Origin of the sequence: Sporosarcina sp. D27 (assembly GCF_000586555.1) — a bacterium.
GTDB lineage: Bacteria > Bacillota > Bacilli > Bacillales_A > Planococcaceae > Sporosarcina.
Map to the genome: position 1 here is coordinate 86,829 of NZ_AZUC01000046.1, position 20,632 is coordinate 107,460.

General features: G+C 40.4%; 20 protein-coding genes and 1 riboswitch. All 20 genes read left to right on the plus strand.

The genetic code is table 11. From position 1 onward, the window contains the following. Positions 1-153: 153 nt before the first annotated feature. Complete coding sequence (locus tag N693_RS0108550) at positions 154-612, plus strand: VOC family protein (RefSeq protein WP_025784381.1); 459 nt, start codon at positions 154-156, stop codon at positions 610-612. A 570-nt stretch (positions 613-1,182) separates the two neighbouring features. Then, positions 1,183-1,284, plus strand: a riboswitch (purine riboswitch). Positions 1,285-1,421: 137 nt separating this feature from the next. Beyond that, positions 1,422-1,910 carry a 5-(carboxyamino)imidazole ribonucleotide mutase gene (gene purE, locus N693_RS0108555; protein ID WP_025784382.1) on the plus strand — a complete coding sequence of 163 codons (489 nt, stop codon included), beginning with the start codon at positions 1,422-1,424 and terminating at the stop codon, positions 1,908-1,910. Then, entirely contained in the window at positions 1,894-3,027 is a 1,134-nt protein-coding gene (gene purK, locus N693_RS19055) for a 5-(carboxyamino)imidazole ribonucleotide synthase (RefSeq protein ID WP_037592996.1), read from the plus strand. Before purE ends, purK begins: the two co-directional genes overlap by 17 nt. A 65-nt stretch (positions 3,028-3,092) precedes the next feature. Next, positions 3,093-3,812, plus strand: coding sequence for a phosphoribosylaminoimidazolesuccinocarboxamide synthase (gene purC, locus N693_RS0108565; protein WP_025784383.1), 720 nt, complete (start codon positions 3,093-3,095; stop codon positions 3,810-3,812). Beyond that, positions 3,805-4,059, plus strand: a complete 255-nt coding sequence (gene purS, locus N693_RS0108570; protein WP_025784384.1) for a phosphoribosylformylglycinamidine synthase subunit PurS — start codon at positions 3,805-3,807, stop codon at positions 4,057-4,059. Before purC ends, purS begins: the two co-directional genes overlap by 8 nt. Further along, positions 4,056-4,742, plus strand: a complete 687-nt coding sequence (gene purQ / locus N693_RS0108575) for a phosphoribosylformylglycinamidine synthase subunit PurQ (protein ID WP_025784385.1) — start codon at positions 4,056-4,058, stop codon at positions 4,740-4,742. Before purS ends, purQ begins: the two co-directional genes overlap by 4 nt. Further along, on the plus strand, positions 4,726-6,945 hold the full coding sequence (gene purL, locus N693_RS0108580; protein WP_025784386.1) for a phosphoribosylformylglycinamidine synthase subunit PurL: 2,220 nt from the start codon (positions 4,726-4,728) through the stop codon (positions 6,943-6,945). The genes purQ and purL overlap by 17 nt, the downstream gene beginning before the upstream one ends. Then, the gene (purF, locus tag N693_RS0108585) at positions 6,930-8,342 is read left to right on the plus strand and encodes an amidophosphoribosyltransferase (RefSeq protein WP_025784387.1); all 1,413 of its coding nucleotides are present in this window, start codon (positions 6,930-6,932) and stop codon (positions 8,340-8,342) included. Before purL ends, purF begins: the two co-directional genes overlap by 16 nt. Before the next feature lie 19 nt (positions 8,343-8,361). Continuing rightward, a complete protein-coding gene (purM, locus tag N693_RS0108590; RefSeq protein WP_025784388.1) occupies positions 8,362-9,396 on the plus strand; it encodes a phosphoribosylformylglycinamidine cyclo-ligase in 1,035 nt (344 codons plus the stop codon). After that, complete coding sequence (gene purN / locus N693_RS0108595) at positions 9,393-10,001, plus strand: phosphoribosylglycinamide formyltransferase (RefSeq protein WP_025784389.1); 609 nt, start codon at positions 9,393-9,395, stop codon at positions 9,999-10,001. The genes purM and purN overlap by 4 nt, the downstream gene beginning before the upstream one ends. A 51-nt stretch (positions 10,002-10,052) precedes the next feature. Further along, entirely contained in the window at positions 10,053-11,585 is a 1,533-nt protein-coding gene (purH, locus tag N693_RS0108600) for a bifunctional phosphoribosylaminoimidazolecarboxamide formyltransferase/IMP cyclohydrolase (RefSeq protein ID WP_025784390.1), read from the plus strand. A 52-nt stretch (positions 11,586-11,637) separates the two neighbouring features. Next, positions 11,638-12,909, plus strand: coding sequence for a phosphoribosylamine--glycine ligase (gene purD, locus N693_RS0108605; protein WP_025784391.1), 1,272 nt, complete (start codon positions 11,638-11,640; stop codon positions 12,907-12,909). Between the two features lie 459 nt (positions 12,910-13,368). Beyond that, the gene (locus N693_RS0108610) at positions 13,369-13,587 is read left to right on the plus strand and encodes a hypothetical protein (RefSeq protein ID WP_253271171.1); all 219 of its coding nucleotides are present in this window, start codon (positions 13,369-13,371) and stop codon (positions 13,585-13,587) included. A 297-nt stretch (positions 13,588-13,884) separates the two neighbouring features. After that, complete coding sequence (locus tag N693_RS0108615; protein WP_025784393.1) at positions 13,885-14,430, plus strand: hypothetical protein; 546 nt, start codon at positions 13,885-13,887, stop codon at positions 14,428-14,430. Positions 14,431-14,591: 161 nt separating this feature from the next. After that, positions 14,592-15,521 (plus strand): hypothetical protein, encoded by a 930-nt coding sequence (locus N693_RS19655; RefSeq protein WP_025784394.1) that lies wholly within the window; start codon positions 14,592-14,594, stop codon positions 15,519-15,521. 688 nt (positions 15,522-16,209) lie between these two features. Further along, positions 16,210-16,629, plus strand: a complete 420-nt coding sequence (locus N693_RS0108630; protein WP_156028891.1) for a hypothetical protein — start codon at positions 16,210-16,212, stop codon at positions 16,627-16,629. A gap of 202 nt (positions 16,630-16,831) precedes the next feature. Next, positions 16,832-17,170 carry a hypothetical protein gene (locus tag N693_RS0108635; protein WP_025784396.1) on the plus strand — a complete coding sequence of 113 codons (339 nt, stop codon included), beginning with the start codon at positions 16,832-16,834 and terminating at the stop codon, positions 17,168-17,170. 275 nt (positions 17,171-17,445) lie between these two features. Then, entirely contained in the window at positions 17,446-18,345 is a 900-nt protein-coding gene (locus N693_RS0108640) for a DoxX-like family protein (RefSeq protein ID WP_025784397.1), read from the plus strand. Between the two features lie 8 nt (positions 18,346-18,353). Then, entirely contained in the window at positions 18,354-18,959 is a 606-nt protein-coding gene (locus N693_RS0108645; RefSeq protein WP_025784398.1) for a DUF4166 domain-containing protein, read from the plus strand. After that, positions 18,952-20,538 (plus strand): YndJ family protein, encoded by a 1,587-nt coding sequence (locus N693_RS0108650; protein WP_051508711.1) that lies wholly within the window; start codon positions 18,952-18,954, stop codon positions 20,536-20,538. Before N693_RS0108645 ends, N693_RS0108650 begins: the two co-directional genes overlap by 8 nt. Positions 20,539-20,632: the final 94 nt, after the last annotated feature.

Consider the following 20,632-nt stretch of genomic DNA (forward strand, 5'->3'; position numbering starts at 1 on the left):
TCATATTATTTTTCCAGAATAGGGAGAAATATAGGTATTTCCTCCATATCGTAATCACACCGTTTTGTCGAAGAAAGCGGAATAGCTGTAAGCAATAAGGAAGAACTAATTAAATTACACATATGAAAAATTAAGAGCAAGGAGATATGAAATATGAAAATCAATAGAATCGATCATGTAGGTATAATGGTTAAGGATCTTACTGCCATGAAAGCATTTTTTCTTGATTTTGGTCTTGAAATGGTAGGCGAAACAGAAGTAAAAGGGGAATGGTTGGAACGGATGATACGTCTTCATGACGTTAAAGAAGAATGTGTGAAGTTGGAAATTGTAATGTTCCGACCGCTCGGCGGCGAAGCAACTATAGAACTAGTAAAATTTCACACGGTAGCAGATGAAAATGATATAACGCTTCCTGAGGAAAATTCTTTTGGAACCCAGCATATTGCTTTTTCTGTTGAAGATCTTGAAGCCCTTGTTACCAAGTTGAAAAAGAATGGTGCAGGGCTTATAGACGAGATACAAAACTTCGAAAACACATATAAATTATGCTTCGTTCGCGGACCAGAAGGAATCATTTTGGAGTTGGCTGAGGAGATACAAAAAATATAGACTTCAACTTATCAGGGGCTCGTTAGTTAGATAACATGAGATCGTCAATTGACGATCTCATGTAAGACGCATACGTAACATACTACTTTTAAGTGATCATTAAAAGTAGTACAACACCTAAAAACAGTAGAACACTTACAAAGTTTCCGCACAATCTTTTCCAACTGAGTCATCCTCTTTTCCTACATTTGAGTACGTCCTCATTAAAATTGCCTGCCTATCCACCATTCAAGTAGAAATGATACAACATGAACCTATGTGCTATATCAAGAGTTTAACTAACGTTTTTTGAGCCATAAGTCATTAGGTCACTCTAAGAGGAGAGATGATGCCTCCATTTTCTGGTGACTTAAAAACTTATTTGCTTTAGATAAGGAAGTTGCTCCCTCCAATAACTGTAGGGGCAATTAAAAAACTAGCTATTTGTATTTTTGTCGAAATGATGATAATTACTAATGTATACTGCTATTTGTTAACGTTTACGAACCTAAATACGAACATTCTTTTACAAATTTCTAAAAACCATTCGTGTTATTGGTTGACGCCAGGTTGATCGATTGTTAAGATAATTACGAACTTACTTATATCTCTCATATATCTCCGGGAATATGGCCCGAACGTTTCTACCCGATAACCGTAAATTGTCGGACTATGAGAGAAAGTGCACCCTTTACTTAGGATAGGTCTGTCCTTTTATTGTAAAAGGCTACTTATCCAGGGCAGGGAACTTTCTCTTTTTCGAGAAAGTTCCCTGCCCGTTTTTTTATTTCTACAAATCATCTAAGTATGCAAATGTGGGAGGGAAGACAGTGAACGCACAAGTTGGAGTCATTATGGGAAGTGTTTCCGATTGGAAAACGATGAAACATGCGTGTGAATCATTGGATCAAGTCGGGATTCCTTATGAAAAGCAAGTGGTTTCCGCACACCGTACACCTGAATTGTTATTTGAGTACGCAGAATCTGCACGAGAACGAGGCTTGAAGGTCATTATCGCTGGAGCTGGAGGGGCTGCTCATCTACCTGGTATGACCGCTGCCAAGACAACATTGCCTGTTATTGGCGTCCCTGTTCAAACAAAAGCGTTAAATGGAATGGACTCATTGCTTTCAATTGTCCAAATGCCTGGCGGAGTACCTGTTGCGACTGTTGCAATTGGAAAAGCTGGCGCTACCAACGCGGGGTTATTGGCTGCTCAAATTCTCGGCAGTTGTAATGCTGAAGTTGCAGATAGATTAGAAACAATCCGAAATGAAACGAAAGTAAAGGTGTTAAAAAGCAATGACCAACTTACCTAACGTAATTTTACCAGGACAAACAATTGGCATTATCGGAGGCGGCCAGCTGGGAAGAATGATGGCTTTGTCTGCGAAGGCTATGGGTTTTCGTATTGCAGTATTAGATCCGACAAAGGACTGTCCATGTGGGCAAATTGCTGATATTGAAATTAATGGTGCCTACGACGACTTGGATGCCATCCAACAACTTGCTGAAGTGAGCGATGTCATTACGTATGAATTCGAGAATGTGAGTTTTGAAGCATTAGCGTGGTTAGAAGAGCATAGTTACTTGCCACAAGGAGCAAAACTTTTAAAATCTACACAGAATCGAATCTCAGAAAAAGACGCAATCACGAAAGCAGGAGCTCAGGTTGCACCATACGGCATCGTGAAAAATGTAACGGACATTCATGAGAACATTAAAACGCTGGGATATCCATGCGTGATGAAAACAACTCGTGGAGGATACGATGGAAAAGGACAGCTTGTAATTCAATCAGAGTCTGATATTGCACAAGCTTCGGATCTTCTGAAAAACTGTACATGTGTCATTGAAAAATGGATTCCATTTACAAAAGAAATCTCTGTAATCGTCACTCGAAAAACAACTGGTGAAATGAAATGTTTCCCTGTTGCAGAAAATATCCATCATGAGAACATTTTGCACAAAAGTATTGTTCCTGCACGAATTAGTGGGGATACCTCGCGCAAAGCGACAGAGCTTGCGGAGCAATTAGCGGAGCGGCTAAATCTTGTCGGTACGTTAGGTGTTGAAATGTTTGTAACCGAGCATGAAGAGATTCTCATAAATGAATTGGCACCGCGCCCTCATAATTCAGGTCATTACACGATGGAAGCATGTCAAACATCGCAATTTGAACAACATATTCGGGCAGTGTGCAATTGGTCTTTAGGGAAAACGGATTTAATGAGCCCTGTTGTGATGGTCAATATTCTCGGCGAGCATATGGAGGACCTTCTAAGGGTGATTCCTGAAGCAAAGGATTGGAAAGTTCATCTATACGGCAAAAAAGATGCGATACCGAAACGCAAAATGGGTCATGTAAATGTGTTACGAAACTCAGTGGTTCAAGCACATGCTGAGATTGAACAAAGTAGAATTTGGAATCACTAAATGAGTCAAGACGTTTAGAATCTATCTTAAAAAGTACATTATTCTTTAATGCGGAGGTTCTTCAGATGGAAAAGCGAGAATTGCTATATGAAGGCAAGGCCAAAAGAATTTATGCAACAGATGATCAGAACGTTGTATGGGCAGCATACAAGGATTTTGCAACAGCCCTCAATGGTGAGAAAAAAGAAGAAATCGCAGGTAAAGGTGTATTGACGAACGGCATTACTAGCCTGCTGTTTTTAAAGCTTCATGAGGCTGGAATTCCAAGTCATTTTATTAAAAAGATTTCCGAAACTGAGCAACTCGTCAAGAAGGTCACGATCATTCCTCTTGAAGTGGTAACCCGTAATATAGTTGCTGGTAGCCTGTCCAAACGTCTTGGGGTAAAAGAAGGTCAACCGTTAAAACAACCAATTGTTGAATTTTATTACAAAGATGATGCGCTTGGAGATCCTTTGTTAACCGAAGCACATATTCAAGAATTAGGCCACGCAACTGAAGAGGAAGTTCAACTTTTGAAACAAAAAGCCTTGGAAGTGAATACAATTTTATCAAGCCTTTTTGCTGAAATAGGAGTTCGTTTAATAGACTTCAAGTTAGAGTTTGGAAAACTTGCTGATGGTGAGATTCTTTTAGCAGATGAAATTTCTCCGGATACGTGCCGATTGTGGGACGCTGAAACAGAAGAAAAGCTCGATAAGGATGTATTCCGTCGTGATCTAGGAAATTTAGTTGATGGTTATCAAACAATCTATTCGAAACTGGGAGGGCGTCAATATGTATAAAGTAAAGGTATTTATCACGTTAAGAGAAAATGTTTTGGATCCCCAAGGTACAGCTGTGGAATCTGCTTTACACAGTATGGCGTTTGAGGCCGTTCGTGATGTCCGGATTGGTAAATACATGGAGTTGACGATAGAAAAGACCGATCAAAATATCGACGATGCAATTAAAGAAATGTGTGAACGCCTTTTAGCCAATACAGTAATTGAAGATTATCGCTATGAAATCGAGGAGGTTGTCGCGCTGTGAAATTTGCTGTGATCGTATTTCCGGGCTCCAACTGTGATATCGATATGTTTCATGCCATTCAGGACGAATTAGGTGAAGAAGTAGAATACGTACCACATACAGCGGATAGCTTAGAGGGCTTCGATGGGATTCTTTTACCTGGCGGTTTCTCCTATGGAGATTATCTCCGCACAGGCGCAATTGCTCGCTTCTCAAAGATAATGGCGGAAGTGGTAAAGGCATCGTCTGTAGGCGTTCCAATACTAGGCGTATGTAATGGTTTTCAAATTTTATTGGAAGCTGGATTATTACCTGGAGCGATGCGGAAAAACCGTGATCTAGCATTCATTTGTAAACAAACACAGCTAAAAGTAGAAAATAATACGACGATGTTTACGACTAGCTACGAAAAGGGAGAAACGATTACTCTGCCAATTGCTCACGGTGAAGGCAATTACTATTGCGACGAAGAGACGTTGTCACAGTTAAAGGAAAACAATCAAATTGCATTTACGTATCATGTGGATAATCCAAATGGCAGCTTAGAGAATATCGCGGGAATCGTAAATGAAAACGGAAACGTATTAGGAATGATGCCTCATCCGGAACGTGCCGTCGATCGTTTACTTGGAAGTGAAGACGGATTAAAGCTATTTCAATCAATCGTAAGAAATTGGAGGGAAAGTTATGTCGTTAATGCTTGAGCCAAGTCCGGAAATGATTAAATCACAACGAGAATATGCAGCTATGGGTCTTACAGATGAAGAGTTTGCAATGGTTGAAAACATGCTTGGCCGCACACCGAACTATACCGAAACAGGTTTGTATTCTGTCATGTGGTCAGAGCACTGTTCCTATAAAAATTCCAAGCCAATTTTAAAAAGGTTCCCTACCTCTGGGGATAACGTGCTTCAAGGACCTGGTGAAGGTGCAGGAATTGTTGACATTGGAGATGGGCAAGCGGTCGTTTTCAAAATCGAGAGCCACAATCACCCATCTGCAATCGAGCCTTATCAAGGTGCAGCAACTGGAGTCGGCGGGATTATTCGTGATGTGTTTTCAATGGGTGCTCGTCCAATCGCCGTATTAAATTCACTGCGTTTCGGTGAATTGGAAAATGCACGAGTAAAGTATTTGTTCAAAGAAGTGGTTGCGGGAATTGGCGGATACGGGAATTGTATTGGTGTTCCAACAGTTGGGGGCGAAATTCAATTCGATCCTTCCTACGAGGGGAATCCACTGGTCAATGCCATGTGCGTCGGTTTGATCAATCATGACGATATTCAAAAAGGACAAGCCCACGGAGCCGGCAATAGCGTCATGCATGTCGGAGCGAAAACGGGTCGTGATGGCATTCACGGAGCAACTTTTGCATCGGAGGAATTGACGGATTCGTCTGAAGGAAATCGTCCGGCAGTTCAAGTTGGAGATCCTTTCTTGGAGAAACTGCTAATGGAAGCTTGCCTTGAGCTGATTCAGCATGATGCACTTGTTGGGATCCAGGATATGGGGGCAGCAGGTCTTGCAAGCTCATCAGCAGAGATGGCTTGTAAAGCAGGCATGGGAATCGAGATGAATCTTGACCTTGTCCCACAGCGCGAACCCGGAATGACTGCCTATGAAATGATGCTATCAGAATCTCAAGAGAGAATGCTCATAGTTGTTAAAAAGGGAAGCGAACAAGAAATTGCAAATTTATTTGCGAAGTATGATCTTGAAGCCGTAGCTGTCGGATCTGTTACCAAAGATAAAATGCTGAAACTTACTCATAAAGGAGAAGTTGTTGCGAACGTTCCAGTGGATGCTTTGGTAGAAGAAGCGCCCGTTTACTACAAACCATCTAATGAACCGCAATATTTCCGTGACTTTCAAGCAATGACAAACGTAGCTCCTGTTATTGATGACTATAAAGAAACGTTGGTTGGTTTACTTTCAAAGCCCACGATTGCAAGTAAAGAGTGGGTTTATAATCAGTTCGACACAATGGTAAGGACGAATACAGTTGTCCCTCCAGGTTCCGACGCGGCTGTTGTACGGATTCGCGAAACGAACAAGGCGCTAGCGATGACAACAGATTGTAATGCTCGTTACCTTCACTTGGATCCAGAAGTTGGAGGAAAAATTGCCGTAGCTGAAGCTGCACGTAATATCGTGTGTTCTGGAGCAGAACCATTAGCGGTTACGGATAACCTGAACTTTGGTAATCCTGAAAAACCAGAGATTTTCTGGCAAATCGAGAAGGCGGCAGATGGAATTAGTGAAGCTTGCAAAATCTTGAGTACACCTGTTATTGGTGGCAATGTATCCCTTTATAACGAGACAAATGGTGAGTCGATTTATCCAACACCTGTTATCGGAATGGTAGGTCTTATCAAAGATCTAGCTCATATTACAACGCAGAAATTTAAAAATTCAGGCGACCTGATATATGTCATCGGGGATGCGAAAACAGAATTCGGAGGCAGTGAGCTGCAAAAAATGACAGAAGGAAAAATCTTTGGTAAATCTCCTTCTATCAACTTGGAACTAGAAAAGCTACGCCAGCAACAGCTGTTAAGAGCTATTCAAAATGGATGTGTCGCTTCGGCTCACGATCTTTCAGAAGGCGGTCTTGCAGTTGCTTTGTCAGAATCACTCTTCGGAACAGATCTAGGTGCCCGAATCATTGTTCATATGGAAGCAGTAACGGAATTATTCAGTGAAACACAATCTAGATTTGTTGTCTCTGTTGCTCCTGAACACCGTGTTGCTTTTGAAAGCATTGTTCAAGATGCAAGATGTATTGGGACGGTCACGAATAATAATCACTTGACCATTTCTCATGAGCAAGACGGACTGTTAATTGATACAACTGTTCAATCATTAGAGAAAGCTTGGAAAGGTGCGATTCCATGCTTGCTGAACTAAAGGGATTAAATGAGGAGTGTGGCTTGTTTGGCATCTGGGGACACCCGGATGCTGCGCAAGTAACCTATTACGGATTGCATAGTTTGCAGCATCGTGGCCAAGAAGGAACAGGGATGGTTTTGGCTAAAGATAAAAAGTTGACTAGTGTAAAAGGTGAAGGATTAGTAACGGAAGTACTCACTGCAGAGAAAATGCAATCCTTGTCAGGAAATGCAGCAATTGGCCATGTCCGCTATACAACGGCGGGTGGCGGCGGTTTTGAAAACGTCCAGCCTCTGTTATTTAACTTTCAAAATGAATCCATGGCGATGGCTCACAATGGAAATATCGTGAATGCGGATCAGTTGAAATCAGAATTGGAAGCACAAGGCAGTATTTTTCATAGCACATCTGACACTGAAGTACTCGCACATTTGATACGTAAAGTCGGTTCTTCAGAGTTGAAAAACCGTATTACAAATGGGCTTAACTCATTAAAAGGCGCATATGCGTACCTAATTATGACGGATACTGAAATGTTTGTCGCTATGGACCCGAACGGACTTAGACCTTTATCCCTTGGGTTGCTGGGTGACGCTTATGTTGTCGCATCCGAAACGTGTGCGCTGGATATAGTAGGAGCGGATTTTCTCCGAGATATTGAACCAGGAGAACTGCTGATCATCAATGATGAGGGAATCACGAGTGAACGGTTCGCTGTTTGCAAACAACGTTCCATGTGTACGATGGAGTATATTTACTTTTCTCGTCCTGACAGTAACATTGATGGCATTAATGTTCATACCGCTCGCAAAAACCTTGGCAAGCAACTCGCTGTTGAAAAATTGATTGAAGCAGATGTTGTTACAGGTGTCCCTGATTCGGGAAATTCAGCAGCGATTGGATATGCGGAAGCTAGTGGGATTCCTTATGAAATGGGCTTACTGAAAAATCGCTATGTCGGCCGTACTTTCATACAACCTTCTCAATCGTTAAGAGAACAAGGTGTGAAAATGAAACTATCACCTGTTCGTGGGGTTGTGGAAGGGAAACGAGTCGTCATGGTTGACGATTCCATTGTCCGGGGCACGACAAGCAAAAGGATTGTACAAATGTTGAAAGATGCTGGTGCGAAAGAAGTGCATGTTCTAATCAGCTCCCCGCCTATTAAAAATCCATGTTTTTACGGAATTGACACGTCCGATAAAGATGAATTGATTGCCGCTAAAAAATCAGTTGAAGAAATTCGTGAACTTATTGGAGCAGACTCTCTTACATTTTTAAGTGTTGAGGGCACAGTCGAAGCGATAGGAAGACCGTTTGAAGGTGAGAACCGAGGACAGTGTCTCGCTTGCTTTAACGGAAAGTATCCTACGGAAATCTATTCCGATCAAGAAATAGATTCCATAAAATGCTGAGTGAAGGAGACCTCAATCCATGTCAAATGCATACAAATCGGCGGGAGTAGATATTGAAGCAGGATACGAAGCTGTCTCTCGCATGAAAAAACATGTACAGAAAACGATGCGGCCGCAAGTACTAAACGGACTTGGTGGTTTCGGTGGGATGTTTGATTTATCCCAGCTAAACTTACGTGAACCGGTACTTGTCTCAGGTACAGATGGAGTAGGAACGAAGCTTTTGCTTGCGATGATGATGGATCAACATGAAAGTATCGGCATCGACTGTGTAGCTATGTGCGTGAACGATATTATCGTACAAGGTGCAGAACCTCTGTATTTTTTAGACTACATTGCTTGTGGAAAAGCAGATCCTGAAAAGATTGAAAGTATCGTAAAAGGTGTCTCCGATGGTTGTGTCCAAGCAGGTTGTGCATTAATCGGGGGCGAGACGGCTGAAATGCCGGGACTGTATAGCGAGGAAGAGTATGACTTAGCAGGTTTTACAGTAGGTGCTTGTGAAAAACAAGATTTGATAACTGGTGAAAACATTCAAGCAGGCGACTGCATTATCGGATTAGCTTCAAACGGCATTCACAGTAACGGATATTCACTCGTCCGCAAAATTTTGTTAGAAGATGCGGATATGGATCTATTTGAATTCATTCCCGAACTTGGGTGTGAGCTTGGAGCAGAACTGTTAAAGCCTACAAGGATATACGTAAAGTCTATTTTGGCTGCAATGAAAGAGTATGAAATTAAAGGAATGGCCCATATCACGGGTGGTGGATTCATTGAAAACTTCCCTCGAATGATGCCAGGAGATTTAGGTGTGGAAATCCAGTCTGGTGCTTGGAAAATCCATCCTATATTTAGTCTTATAGAAGAGACTGGGAGTATCCCACGAGAGGATATGTACAATATCTTTAATATGGGGATAGGAATGGCGCTTGTTGTGAATGAAGCATCAGCTGATGAACTCGTTGTTTTTTTTGAAAAGCATGGCGAACAAGCCTACCGAATTGGGAAAGTTGTCAATCAATCCGGTGTCTCGTTTAAAGGTGAATCATGAAGAAAATTGCCGTATTTGCATCAGGAAGCGGCAGTAACTTCCAAGCTATAGTGGATGCAGTAAACGCAGGCACACTCGATGCAGAAATTCGTTTGCTAGTGTGTGATCAACCATCTGCGATTGTTTTGCAAAGAACTCAAGAAGCTAAAATCGACAGTTTTTGCATATCCCCTAAAGATTTCACTGATAAAACAGCGTTTGAAAAGGAAATTGTCCAGCAGCTAAAATCACGGGACGTTGAATTCATCGTATTAGCAGGATATATGCGTCTAATCGGATCTACGATTCTGCAAGAATATGCCGAATCGATAGTTAATATTCATCCTTCCTTATTGCCGGCTTTTCCAGGAAAAGATGCGATTGGACAAGCAATGGATGCTGGGGTACAGATAAGTGGTTTGACTATTCATTATGTCGATGCAGGGATGGATACGGGTCCTATTATTGTCCAAAAAGAAATTAAGATTCATGAAAACGATACAAGAGATGACGTACAAAAACGAATTCAACAGGCAGAGCATATCTGCTACCCAAAAGTACTTCAGGAGCTGTTCACCAAAGAAACAACAAATTCTGTTCCTCGATTTGTTGGGAAAGTATTTTAATCAGTAAGGGATAGATGACATACTCGCGCATATATAGGGAGGAAAAGTCGAATGAAGCGTGCATTAATTAGTGTTTCAGATAAAACAGGAATTGTTGAATTTGCGAAAGGTCTGAAAGAGGCAGGATTTGAGATCGTGTCTACTGGAGGGACAAAAAAAACGCTCGCTGAAAATGGAATAGAAGTGATTGGGATTGAGGAAATAACGAAATTCCCTGAAATTATGGATGGCAGAGTGAAAACATTGCATCCTAACGTCCATGGCGGATTATTAGCAAGAAGAAATGATGACTCACATCTTGCTCAATTAGCAGAGCATCATATTCAGCCAATCGATTTAGTTTGTGTCAATTTATATCCGTTCCAGCATACAATCGCAAAACCTGACGTTACTCCCGAAGAAGCGATTGAAAACATCGATATTGGCGGTCCGACAATGCTTCGTTCTGCTGCGAAAAACCACGAATTCGCGACAGTGGTTGTAGATCCGTCAGATTATGACATCGTGCTCGCTCAGCTTTCAGAAAATGGCGAAGTCTCTGGGCAGAAGAAACGCCAGCTTGCAGCAAAAGTATTCCGTCATACAGCTGCCTATGATGCAGTAATCTCCGAGTATATGACTCAGCTTGCAGAAGAAGAGAACCCTGAAAGTGTAACGCTTACGTATAATTTAAAACAATCTCTTCGTTACGGTGAAAATCCGCATCAAAACGCTTCATTTTATCAAAAACCATTAGGCTCTACATTTTCTGTAGCCTATGGCACGCAATTACATGGTAAGGAGTTATCTTACAACAATATCAATGATGCAGACGCAGCGTTACTCATTGTCCGTGACTTTGAACAGCCAGCGGCAGTTGCAGTAAAGCATATGAATCCATGTGGAGTAGGTGTCGGTGAAACACTTGCTGAAGCATTCAGAAAAGCTTACGAAGCAGACTCGACTTCGATTTTCGGAGGAATCATTGCGTTGAATCGTGAAGTAGATTTAGAAACTTCAATGATGCTAAAAGATATCTTTCTAGAAATCATCATTGCCCCTTCATTTACGAAGGATGCATTAGAAGTTTTAACAGCAAAAAAGAATATTCGATTGTTGACTGTCGATTTTAAAGGAGAACGTAAAAACGAGCAAAAAACGACGTCGATCCAAGGTGGATTACTTGTTCAGGATTTAGACACGTTCGGGTTCGATCAGGCAACGATTTCCATCCCGACAAAGCGTGAACCTTCTGAAGAAGAGTGGGCTGCACTTAAGTTAGGTTGGAAAGTTGTGAAACATGTGAAATCCAATGCAATTGTCGTTAGCGGAGAACAGATGACATTTGGAATTGGCGCAGGGCAGATGAACCGCGTCGGTGCAGCAAATATCGCGCTCGCGCAAGCAGGTGACAAGGCAACTGGTGCTGCACTCGCATCCGATGCATTTTTCCCGATGGATGACACAGTAGAAGCTGCAGCCAAAGCCGGGATTACTGCGATTATCCAGCCAGGCGGATCTGTCCGTGATGAGGATTCCATTAAAAAAGCGGATGAATACGGTATTGCAATGGTCTTTACAGGCGTTCGCCATTTTAAACACTAAGTTTGAATGCTAAAACAACGTACATATTTTCATTAAACCTAGAGGTGATTCCATGAACGTATTAGTGATTGGCAGAGGCGGTCGCGAGCATGCGCTGGCGAAGAAATTATCGTTGAGTAACCATGTCCAAACTGTATTTGTTGCTCCAGGTAATCCTGGAATGGAAGATGTGGCGCAACTTGTACCGATTCCTGAAGAGAATCATTTCGAACTAATTGCATTCGCTAAAGAACAAAACGTTTCATTGACGATCGTAGGACCCGAAACACCATTGGTTAATGGCATTGTGGACAATTTCAAAAGGGCAGGACTGCGCATATTCGGTCCTGACAGACGGGCTGCCATTATTGAAGGAAGTAAAACCTTCGCGAAAGAACTAATGAAGATGTATAGAATTCCTACCGCTACCTATGAAACTTTTACAGATTTTGATTCAGCTATGAATTATTTAGAAAAAGTCGGAGTTCCAATTGTGATAAAAGCAGATGGACTTGCTGCTGGAAAGGGTGTAGTCGTTGCCCATACGAAAGAAGAAGCAGTAAAAGCACTTCAAGAAATGCTCTTGCAATCGAAGTTCGGTACAGCTTCAGCAACCGTTATCATGGAGGAATTTTTGGAAGGTGAAGAGTTCTCATTAATGGCTTTTGTGAATGGAAAGAATGTCTATCCGATGGTGATTTCTCAAGACCATAAGCGGGCATTCGATGGAGACACTGGTCCAAATACAGGTGGAATGGGTGCATATTCTCCAGTGCCACAAATTCCTAAACAAGTTATTTCTGATGCCATCGAACTAATCTTAGAACCTGCTGCGTATGCGATGGTAGCAGAAGATCGTTCTTTTACTGGTGTTCTCTATGCAGGAGTGATTTTGACTAAGAAAGGACCGAAAGTAATTGAATTCAACGCTCGCTTCGGGGATCCAGAAACACAAGTCGTTTTGCCCAGATTGAAAAACGATTTGGCTGAAACGATGCTCGCTGTTCTCGAACGTCAGCCTTACGAACTTGAATGGGACGAAGCATCTGTAGTTGGAGTAGTGGTTGCAGCCGAAGGATATCCAGGAGAATACGTCACAGGAACTCCGTTAGTCGGTTTGGATACGATAGTTGAGGATGTAGATATTTACCACGCAGGTACTTCGAAGAATGAAAACGGGGACTATGTAACAAATGGTGGTCGTGTTTTGCTTGCGACTGCGACAGGAAAGGATCTTCTTGCTGCGCGAGCTTTGGTTTATAAGGAGTTAGAAAAGATTAATAGGGATGGCGTATTTTGGAGAAGTGATATTGGACATCGTGCTATTCAGTATGATTTTACGTGAGAATTTTAATAAGTGATTGTGATCTTAGAAATAATGCGAGTAAGAGGGAAAGAGCGTTTCAAATCTCATCCCTCAGTAATCATCATGAAAACCCACACCTATTTTACTAGATGTGGGTTTTTGTAATCGCTTCTACGAGAGGAAAATTGTTACATAAACAAGTAGCTCTTCACTTTAGGGTTTTTGACATTTCTTTAAAAAATTCAGATAATTCAATGGAGGTTTGGTATAATATAGTAGATAGGTTAAATTCGTAAATTCAACAATAGGGTCATATAACATATTATTTGTTTTGTTCAAGATTCAGCTTTATTACTAAGTTAGATTTGAGAAGGAGGGGAAGACGATTACCAATTTAATAGTAGTACTATTTTTCTTGTTAATACTCTCTTTAAATATTGCAATCTTTGTATTGTTAAAAAAGGAAGGTTCAGTCCTATCCTTATTTTAGGAATCATTATGATGATAATTGCCCCTGTAATTGGTTCTAAAAGTGGAGAATTATTGCTTCATTTTTATGACTGGGATTCAGGGGGAACTGGAGAGGGAGAGGGCGCGGGCTTTGGTGGTGCAATTTTAGGTGTAATTACTTTCGTTAATGGTGCTCTTATAATATTGACCACAATTATCATGTTTATTATAAGAGTAATCAGAAAGCAAAGAACTATTTCCTCGTAAAGCAATCAGGTGCATTTCTGGAATAAAGATTATGCCGTTAAAGGGCCATTATGAAGTATACAAACTGTTGCTTTCCGCTCCAGACGGCCCGCTTTCCGAGGGGCGTGGCTTGAGCCTCTTCGGTCGCAAGGCGAGTACAAAGATGTGCCCCTTCTCGCTGCGCTTCACTCGCAAAAGCCGTTCTTCGTTAATCCATACGGTGTCGGCCATCTTCCACTCCAAGCAAGGGCGAGCACTATAAATAAAGCGACCATTTATCAAACGGGCCATTTAGTTATATTAGAAAGGAGTAAATTAATGAAAAGGTGGTTACTAACGACCCTTTATGTAGCAGTCATTATAGCTATTGTTTGGGTACTATCTGAGAAACCAAATTCATACTCAGAACCTCAAGAAGCACTATTTGAAATTGATAATGATTTGTTCTTAATACCTGGATACAAGTTAAATGACAAAGCACTTTTCTTTTTTATTAAAAACGAGGAAAACTTTGGTGCTGTTTATGTTCAAAAAAGAATGTTTGGATGGAAAGCAGATATGCTGACTTGGAGTCCAATGGCCAGTAAGAGAAATTATGATAGTGATAGTCTGAATGGATTCCAAGGGCAGGGTGAGAATTTGATCTATGGTTTCATCAAGCAAGGCGATGACCGAATTGTTCAAGTCAATGAAGAACAAGCCACTATACTCAATTTGGCGATGTTGCCACAAGACGAGATAGAAAGGTTCCGATTAGAAGGTTTGTATATCTGGTATTTTGAAAGCGAAGAACCATTAACTGGTGGGGAAATTAAATTAATGGATAAGAATACTAATCAAGAATTAGATAACGCTGATTTTTAAAATTAACATGATGGATTACACAACAAATGGGGGCTTTAATTGCGGAGCGTTATGTCAGAAACGGGCCATTTGATTGTTAAATGTGTTTTATCAATTTTAAAAAGATGTCCATTTTAATTGCTGTGGAAGAATAAAATTCAATAACTGAGGTGCTAATTAATATGAGCCTACAAGTAGAACCTACACATGAACAAATAGATTTTTGGATTGAAAATTATGTCCCCAAAAAAGATTTCTTTTTTGTAGAGGAAAACAACTTAAGTACTTTAAAAGGCTATTTGAATGAAGTAATGGTTATACCAAGAGCGGAGTTTTTCGATCACTCTTCTTATAATCAAATCCAGTTTGTGAATAGCTATATGTACTGGACTTTATCAAATAGAATTGACTATATTATCGTTGCGAAGGGTAGTTGGATCACAGGGTTACCACTTCATTTGAGAAAGCACATACTTGAAGTTCAACTTGAAATGGGAACAGGTTTAACTATCCCTGCTTCATTATTCCAATCTACAGGTACTATTCCAGCTGAATATATAGTAAAAAGAAATAATAATATAAATCAATATTTCAATGGTAATAATACAGCCGGAGAAAAGGAATTCATTGTTTTCCGATCCAGTATGTGGAATGAACTACCTCGAATGGTACAGGCAAACATCGTAAAAGCATATGCTATGAAAGTTGACGAGTGGACATGCAATAATATTCCAGAAAAAACGCCAACACATCTTAAAGCGTATGCGAATACTTTTTCAACTGTGGCTGGTAGTAATTGTCTAGCCTCAACATTATTTGCAATCACGGGAGAAGCTTGGATTCTCGATGAATGGGTGCATCCGGAAACATTTTTAAAGGGATTATTTATTAACAATTATTTTATGGTAGATGATGACATTCAAGAAGGAGATGTGGTGACGTGGATAAATTCGAATAATATTATCCAACACTCTTCCTATCACATTGAAAATGATGTTTATTTTAATAAAAGCGGGCAAACTTTCTTTGAGCCATTAAAAATTATTAAGTTTGAACAAATAAATCGAACCTGGGAAGATTACGAAATAAATGTTTACCGGAAAAAAATTTGACATTTGTCTTGCGACTGTATTAAAGAATCGGGTTTTTTTCTGTAACACGACTATATCGAAACCGGCTACTTTGCAGAAGAAGAAGTTCGAAAAAAATATACAGGGAATGTATTTACATTGGAAATTTTATTTGGGTTTTTAATATTTGTTAGTATTTTCGCAGTATATGATGCAATAAGAAAAGTTAATAATAATATAATGGATCAAACGGAAGAAATTAAGAAGTTACGTGAAGAATTAAAAAAGTGAAAGTGAAAGTTGTGATTTGTATAGCTTCACAAATCAAGATTTATTAGACATTTAATAATCAATCACAATTTTAGTATTCTATTTATTCTAGAAATGGGGCCGATTGCTGTACATGTAATCGCGCCAATATCGCAAACAGACCACTTTGTTGCATGGCTTAAGATGAAATGGAGGTTTATCGTACTTAAGATTATAAACTTTACCCTAGCAATAGTTGTAATCATTTTATCGGGTTATAGCCATGGAAATATTAAATTACCACGAGATTGATTATAAAAAATGGGGTGCTGAGTAATTGGAAACTGTATTTCTTCTTAGTTACGGATGTGATCTGGATCATAGTAATATTGAGTTTCTAGTTAAGAAACGCTTAATGCCTTACGCAATAACAAAGGAAACCAATAAGAACAAATGAAATTCAAAACATATAATGATTCGTATGATGTTTGATGTGTACGATATAAATTGGAGCAAGCATGTAGACAATAAATACTATTTGGAAGAATTTATAGTCAGTGAAGCACATCTTGTAGCATTTGAATATTCCCTTTCAAAATTAAAAGGCAATCAAATTCGATGCCGTCCATATAGCCGTGGACATTATGACCTTATCATCAATGGAAAGGATTATTCAACACGAGTCTATCAAAAGCTTTCAGGCAATAATGAGTTGTTCTTTATTGATGAGGAGGCAGTTCATAATATATGTATAAGAAAACAAAACCATAAGCTTCCAAGAAAACTCCAATGGCTAATGTTACCTAAAGATATTGAAACAGCTGAAAGAGAATTCGCCATTAATGATTGGATACATACAGTTCTTAATTTTATAGGTGAACCAGGAATGACAGGGAAGTAGTTGTGCCGAGTCTTGTGACAATCGGTAAACAATCAGGGCGATTCTGAAAAGGGGGCATTTCTGGATTAAGAATTTGCTTTTTCAGTAATATGTCCAAATTGCTGGATTTCGCAAGTTACCTTTCTTTGTACAATAAGTCAAGTTACACGATAAAGTATTGACTAAGGGAGTGTTCATTATCGGGATATCCATAATAATTTTAATGGTTGTTGGTATTATTGCATTTTTAACGTTTGTCATTCCTGCGTTTATAGCTGTTAGCAATGGTAAAAATAGAAAACCGCCTAGAAAAACCTCTTATGTAGTAGTGGGATTATTGATTTTTCATTGGATATTTTTCTTAGTGAATGGTTATGCAATATTTCCACGGAGAATTGCGGATGCTCTGTTTACGCCCCTATGGCTAGCATTATGCCTTGCAGGAGCAATCACAGCGATCATAGAGTTCAAAAATAATAAAATTGTTGCAATTCCAATTTTAGGATTAGTCATTATCAGTTTAATATTTAGTATTGTAAGCTATGGAATATCCAAGATGTAAAAGATATTGAAATCAACAAATGGCGGAAATTCCATGACAATGGTTTGCACACTATTTCTATCTTAAGAATAGCTATCAGCACCTCAAGTGATTCAGGACTGTTTGTTCAGCTTGAATCTTAATATTGAATGAGAAAGAGGAGCCCACGGAGGCTTTTCTTTCTTTTGTGTAGGATGGTTCATCTAGTCAAAAAAATGATAAACTAGATAGAGTAGTGCAAAAAGTGAAGTCAATTGGTAATTGTGTATCCAAATGTGCTTCGGAAGGTGAAAACTATGAAGTCAAAACCAATTTATGTAGAAATTCCAATAGATGTTCCGTTACAACGGGTGTGGGAAGCTTCGCAAGATCCAGATTTACATGTGCAGTGGGATTTGCGCTTTTCTTCCATTCACTATTTACCTAAGGAAGACGATCAGCCGCAACGGTTTACATATACACGAACTGTTGGTCCCTTTATAACAGTAGAAGGGTGGGGGGAAAGTAGTGGTTCTGCTTATTTGAACGATGGTTCACGCAGTTCTTCCTTACACTTCGGAACGGATCAAAAAATCTCTCCGATACGTGAAGGTCGCGGCTATTGGAAGTATGAGCCGATGGAGGAAGGTACCAAGTTTTTGACGCAGTATGATTATAAAACAAGCTTCGGGAAGGCTGGAGAACTGATTGATCGGTTGTTTCGACCCTTAATGGGATATGCAACTGCACTGAGTTTTGATGTGCTTAAACGATGGATCGAACGCGGGGAAGCCCCGATAACTCAATATTGCCGTTTTTTTACAATGCAACTTCTCACACTATATTTCGCCTTTCTATGGATGTATCAAGGTCTCGTACCTAAACTCCTTGCGATGCATCCACAGGAAAAGGCAATGGTTGCAAGCGGTCTGTCGCTTTCGGATGCTACAGCAACGAATGTCGTCTGGGCGATTGGTTTGGCTGAAGTTCTATTTGGAGTTATTTGGTTGCTCTATCGCAAGAAACGACATCTCTTAATCTTGCAAATGGTCGCCTTTCCTTTGTTGACTATTGCAGCCTTTGTTTACGCTCCGGAAACTGCCATTCATCCATTCAATCCCATCACGTTTAATCTATCGCTACTCGTGCTAACAGGAATCGGCTTGCTTGTGAACCGGGATCTTCCAACTGCTACATCTTGTAAAAGAAAGAGGTGAAGTGTGAAATGTCTATTTATCTAAAAGTGTTGGGGGACGATTTTTTTCGTCTTCATCCGATGCTTCAAAAAAGATATGCCTTTGAAAAGCCGGTCTTTCAAGCGGCAGGAACGATGAATCGCATATCGGGTGGGCCGAAATGGCTTTTTCCGCTCTTCCTATTGGGGACGAGACGAAAATTTGTTTTTCCGGAAAGTGGAACGGATATTTCGTTTACGATTGTCAATTCATGCTTTACTAATTCGGCAGGCGACGAACAAATTCACTGGGAACGAAAGTTTAGTTTTCCAAAAAAGATGCGTTATTTCAATGCCTTAATGAGTTTGGATGAACAACGAATGGTTGTGAAAGATTACCTCGGGGAACCTACGATCTTTTATTCGGATTTGGGGTTTACCGTCGTGGATGGTCACGCATTGAAAATCGAATCATTGAATCAACGATTGATACTCGGGAAGATAGAGATTCCATTGCCGAAATTTCTGCAAGGATTAGCGACAGTTGTAGAGTCGTACGATGAGCTGCATGGTGTGTTTCGAATTCATGTCGATGTCAAGAACCCCTTACTAGGTAAGATATTGTCATATGAAGGAGAGTTTACAGCGGATGCGTAAGTTTGTCATGATTCATATACTGTTGTTTATGGTCGCAATCGTTTTCAGTGATGCGCCGTGGCCATACGGCTTGTTGGTGGTTGCACAACTTGTGTACATTCCAGTTCTATTACGAATGGTCTGTACGGAACGCGATTGGTTTTGGAAGTATTATCCGTATTTCGCCATTCCTGCTTATACCGCGGTGTTGCTTGGACAAGTAGTCTCTACCAGATGGGATGGATGGATTGCTACACTGTACTTATTGTTTACGGTATACATAGCTCTTTACGGAATCACCCGGTTTCTTCGTCGAGGATTTACGAATGTCGAGGAGTTTGCGATCGATCTTGGCCTCGTATACTTAGCCATGGGTGGTGGTTGGTATGTTGCTTTTGTTGCGGGAATCGATTTGGGGTTTAGTCCGTTGCTTACGTGGTTGACTGCCATTCATTTTCATTATTCCGCTTTTATATTACCGATTTTCATAGGATGGATAGGGCGTTTGCATCGATCGGTATTGTATCGGTGGGCGGTGGCAGCATTGCTTGCAGCACCGATTATTGTAGCGGTCGGGATTACGTTTTCTCGATGGATTGAAATGTTCTCAGTCCTGTTTTATATCTGTGGCTTTTGCGCGATTATCTGGATCGTTTGGCAACTTTCTTTCGCTTCTAGTTTGCAGAAGTGGCTGTTGCGCCTAGCGTTTAGCGCACTTGCGGTCACTATTACGTTTTCCATGCTGCATGTACTGAGTAATGGTTTCGGTCTATTTTCCGTTACGATTGATTTCATGCTTCGTTTTCATGGGGTGTTGAATTGCGTCATATTTGCATTAGTCGGCGCAATTGGGTGGTCGTTGGATGTGCCACCATCCAGTTTTGTACCGCTCACATTTCCGAGGAGCGGGATTCGCGGAAGACAAGTTGCGGAAAAAATCGGCCAAGTCGGTGGGCATCGCGGACTATCTGATGAATTATCTGTTTACGGAGTGTCGTCTGGTTCGGTCTCTCCTTTAATTATTCGTTTTTACGAGCACACGCTAGAATTCAGGCTTTACGCATCGACCCACTGGCATCGCTGGTTTAAGCCGTTTGCGTTTCTTTATTCGTTCATCAGTAAACGCACGCAGCAAATTAATTTACCGTTACATTCTGAAGTGGTCGAGATGACAGGGGATATCTTTACGCTGGATGAAGGACTCGATGAACGGGAACAAGTGCGCGTTTGGGAACGAAAAGTCGGTGAACAGACGATTTTCACTGCACTCTATTCGCAGCATAAAACAAATGAACGTATGTACATGAATATTGCGCTGCCCTTACCTTATTCGACAATGACGGGGATTTTGGAGTTGCAGGCAGTTGATGGAGGATTGCAGCTTACAAGTAAACGGACAGATCCAGCTTCAGATACGGGAGTATATTTGTCTTTCAACAATAGAGATTTATTCACATTACCTCTGCAAGAAACATTTTTCATTCAGGAAACAGAGGACGGTAATTTAAAAGCTACACATGAAATGTGGATATTTTCAATTCCTTTTTTAACGATTGATTATTCGATTGTTTACGAAGGGGTGGAGGAGCAAAGAACATAAGTAAAAGGTACGTGTTGAAAGCAATTATTAACCAATAGATATCTTAAAGCCGATAAATAAAGACCAAATGGTTGAGTGAAATGGAAATTAAAAG

Coding starts and splice junctions, on each gene's coding strand:
- purS (WP_025784384.1), top strand. CDS start 3,805: ATGTATAAAGTAAAGGTATTTATCACGTTAAGAGAAAATGTTTTGGAT.
- N693_RS0108610 (WP_253271171.1), top strand. CDS start 13,369: ATGATGATAATTGCCCCTGTAATTGGTTCTAAAAGTGGAGAATTATTG.
- purM (WP_025784388.1), top strand. CDS start 8,362: ATGTCAAATGCATACAAATCGGCGGGAGTAGATATTGAAGCAGGATAC.
- purL (WP_025784386.1), top strand. CDS start 4,726: ATGTCGTTAATGCTTGAGCCAAGTCCGGAAATGATTAAATCACAACGA.
- N693_RS0108645 (WP_025784398.1), top strand. CDS start 18,354: ATGTCTATTTATCTAAAAGTGTTGGGGGACGATTTTTTTCGTCTTCAT.
- purH (WP_025784390.1), top strand. CDS start 10,053: ATGAAGCGTGCATTAATTAGTGTTTCAGATAAAACAGGAATTGTTGAA.
- purK (WP_037592996.1), top strand. CDS start 1,894: ATGACCAACTTACCTAACGTAATTTTACCAGGACAAACAATTGGCATT.
- N693_RS0108635 (WP_025784396.1), top strand. CDS start 16,832: ATGGTTGTTGGTATTATTGCATTTTTAACGTTTGTCATTCCTGCGTTT.
- N693_RS19655 (WP_025784394.1), top strand. CDS start 14,592: ATGAGCCTACAAGTAGAACCTACACATGAACAAATAGATTTTTGGATT.
- N693_RS0108650 (WP_051508711.1), top strand. CDS start 18,952: ATGCGTAAGTTTGTCATGATTCATATACTGTTGTTTATGGTCGCAATC.
- purN (WP_025784389.1), top strand. CDS start 9,393: ATGAAGAAAATTGCCGTATTTGCATCAGGAAGCGGCAGTAACTTCCAA.
- purF (WP_025784387.1), top strand. CDS start 6,930: ATGCTTGCTGAACTAAAGGGATTAAATGAGGAGTGTGGCTTGTTTGGC.
- N693_RS0108630 (WP_156028891.1), top strand. CDS start 16,210: ATGATGTTTGATGTGTACGATATAAATTGGAGCAAGCATGTAGACAAT.
- N693_RS0108550 (WP_025784381.1), top strand. CDS start 154: ATGAAAATCAATAGAATCGATCATGTAGGTATAATGGTTAAGGATCTT.
- N693_RS0108615 (WP_025784393.1), top strand. CDS start 13,885: ATGAAAAGGTGGTTACTAACGACCCTTTATGTAGCAGTCATTATAGCT.
- N693_RS0108640 (WP_025784397.1), top strand. CDS start 17,446: ATGAAGTCAAAACCAATTTATGTAGAAATTCCAATAGATGTTCCGTTA.
- purD (WP_025784391.1), top strand. CDS start 11,638: ATGAACGTATTAGTGATTGGCAGAGGCGGTCGCGAGCATGCGCTGGCG.
- purC (WP_025784383.1), top strand. CDS start 3,093: ATGGAAAAGCGAGAATTGCTATATGAAGGCAAGGCCAAAAGAATTTAT.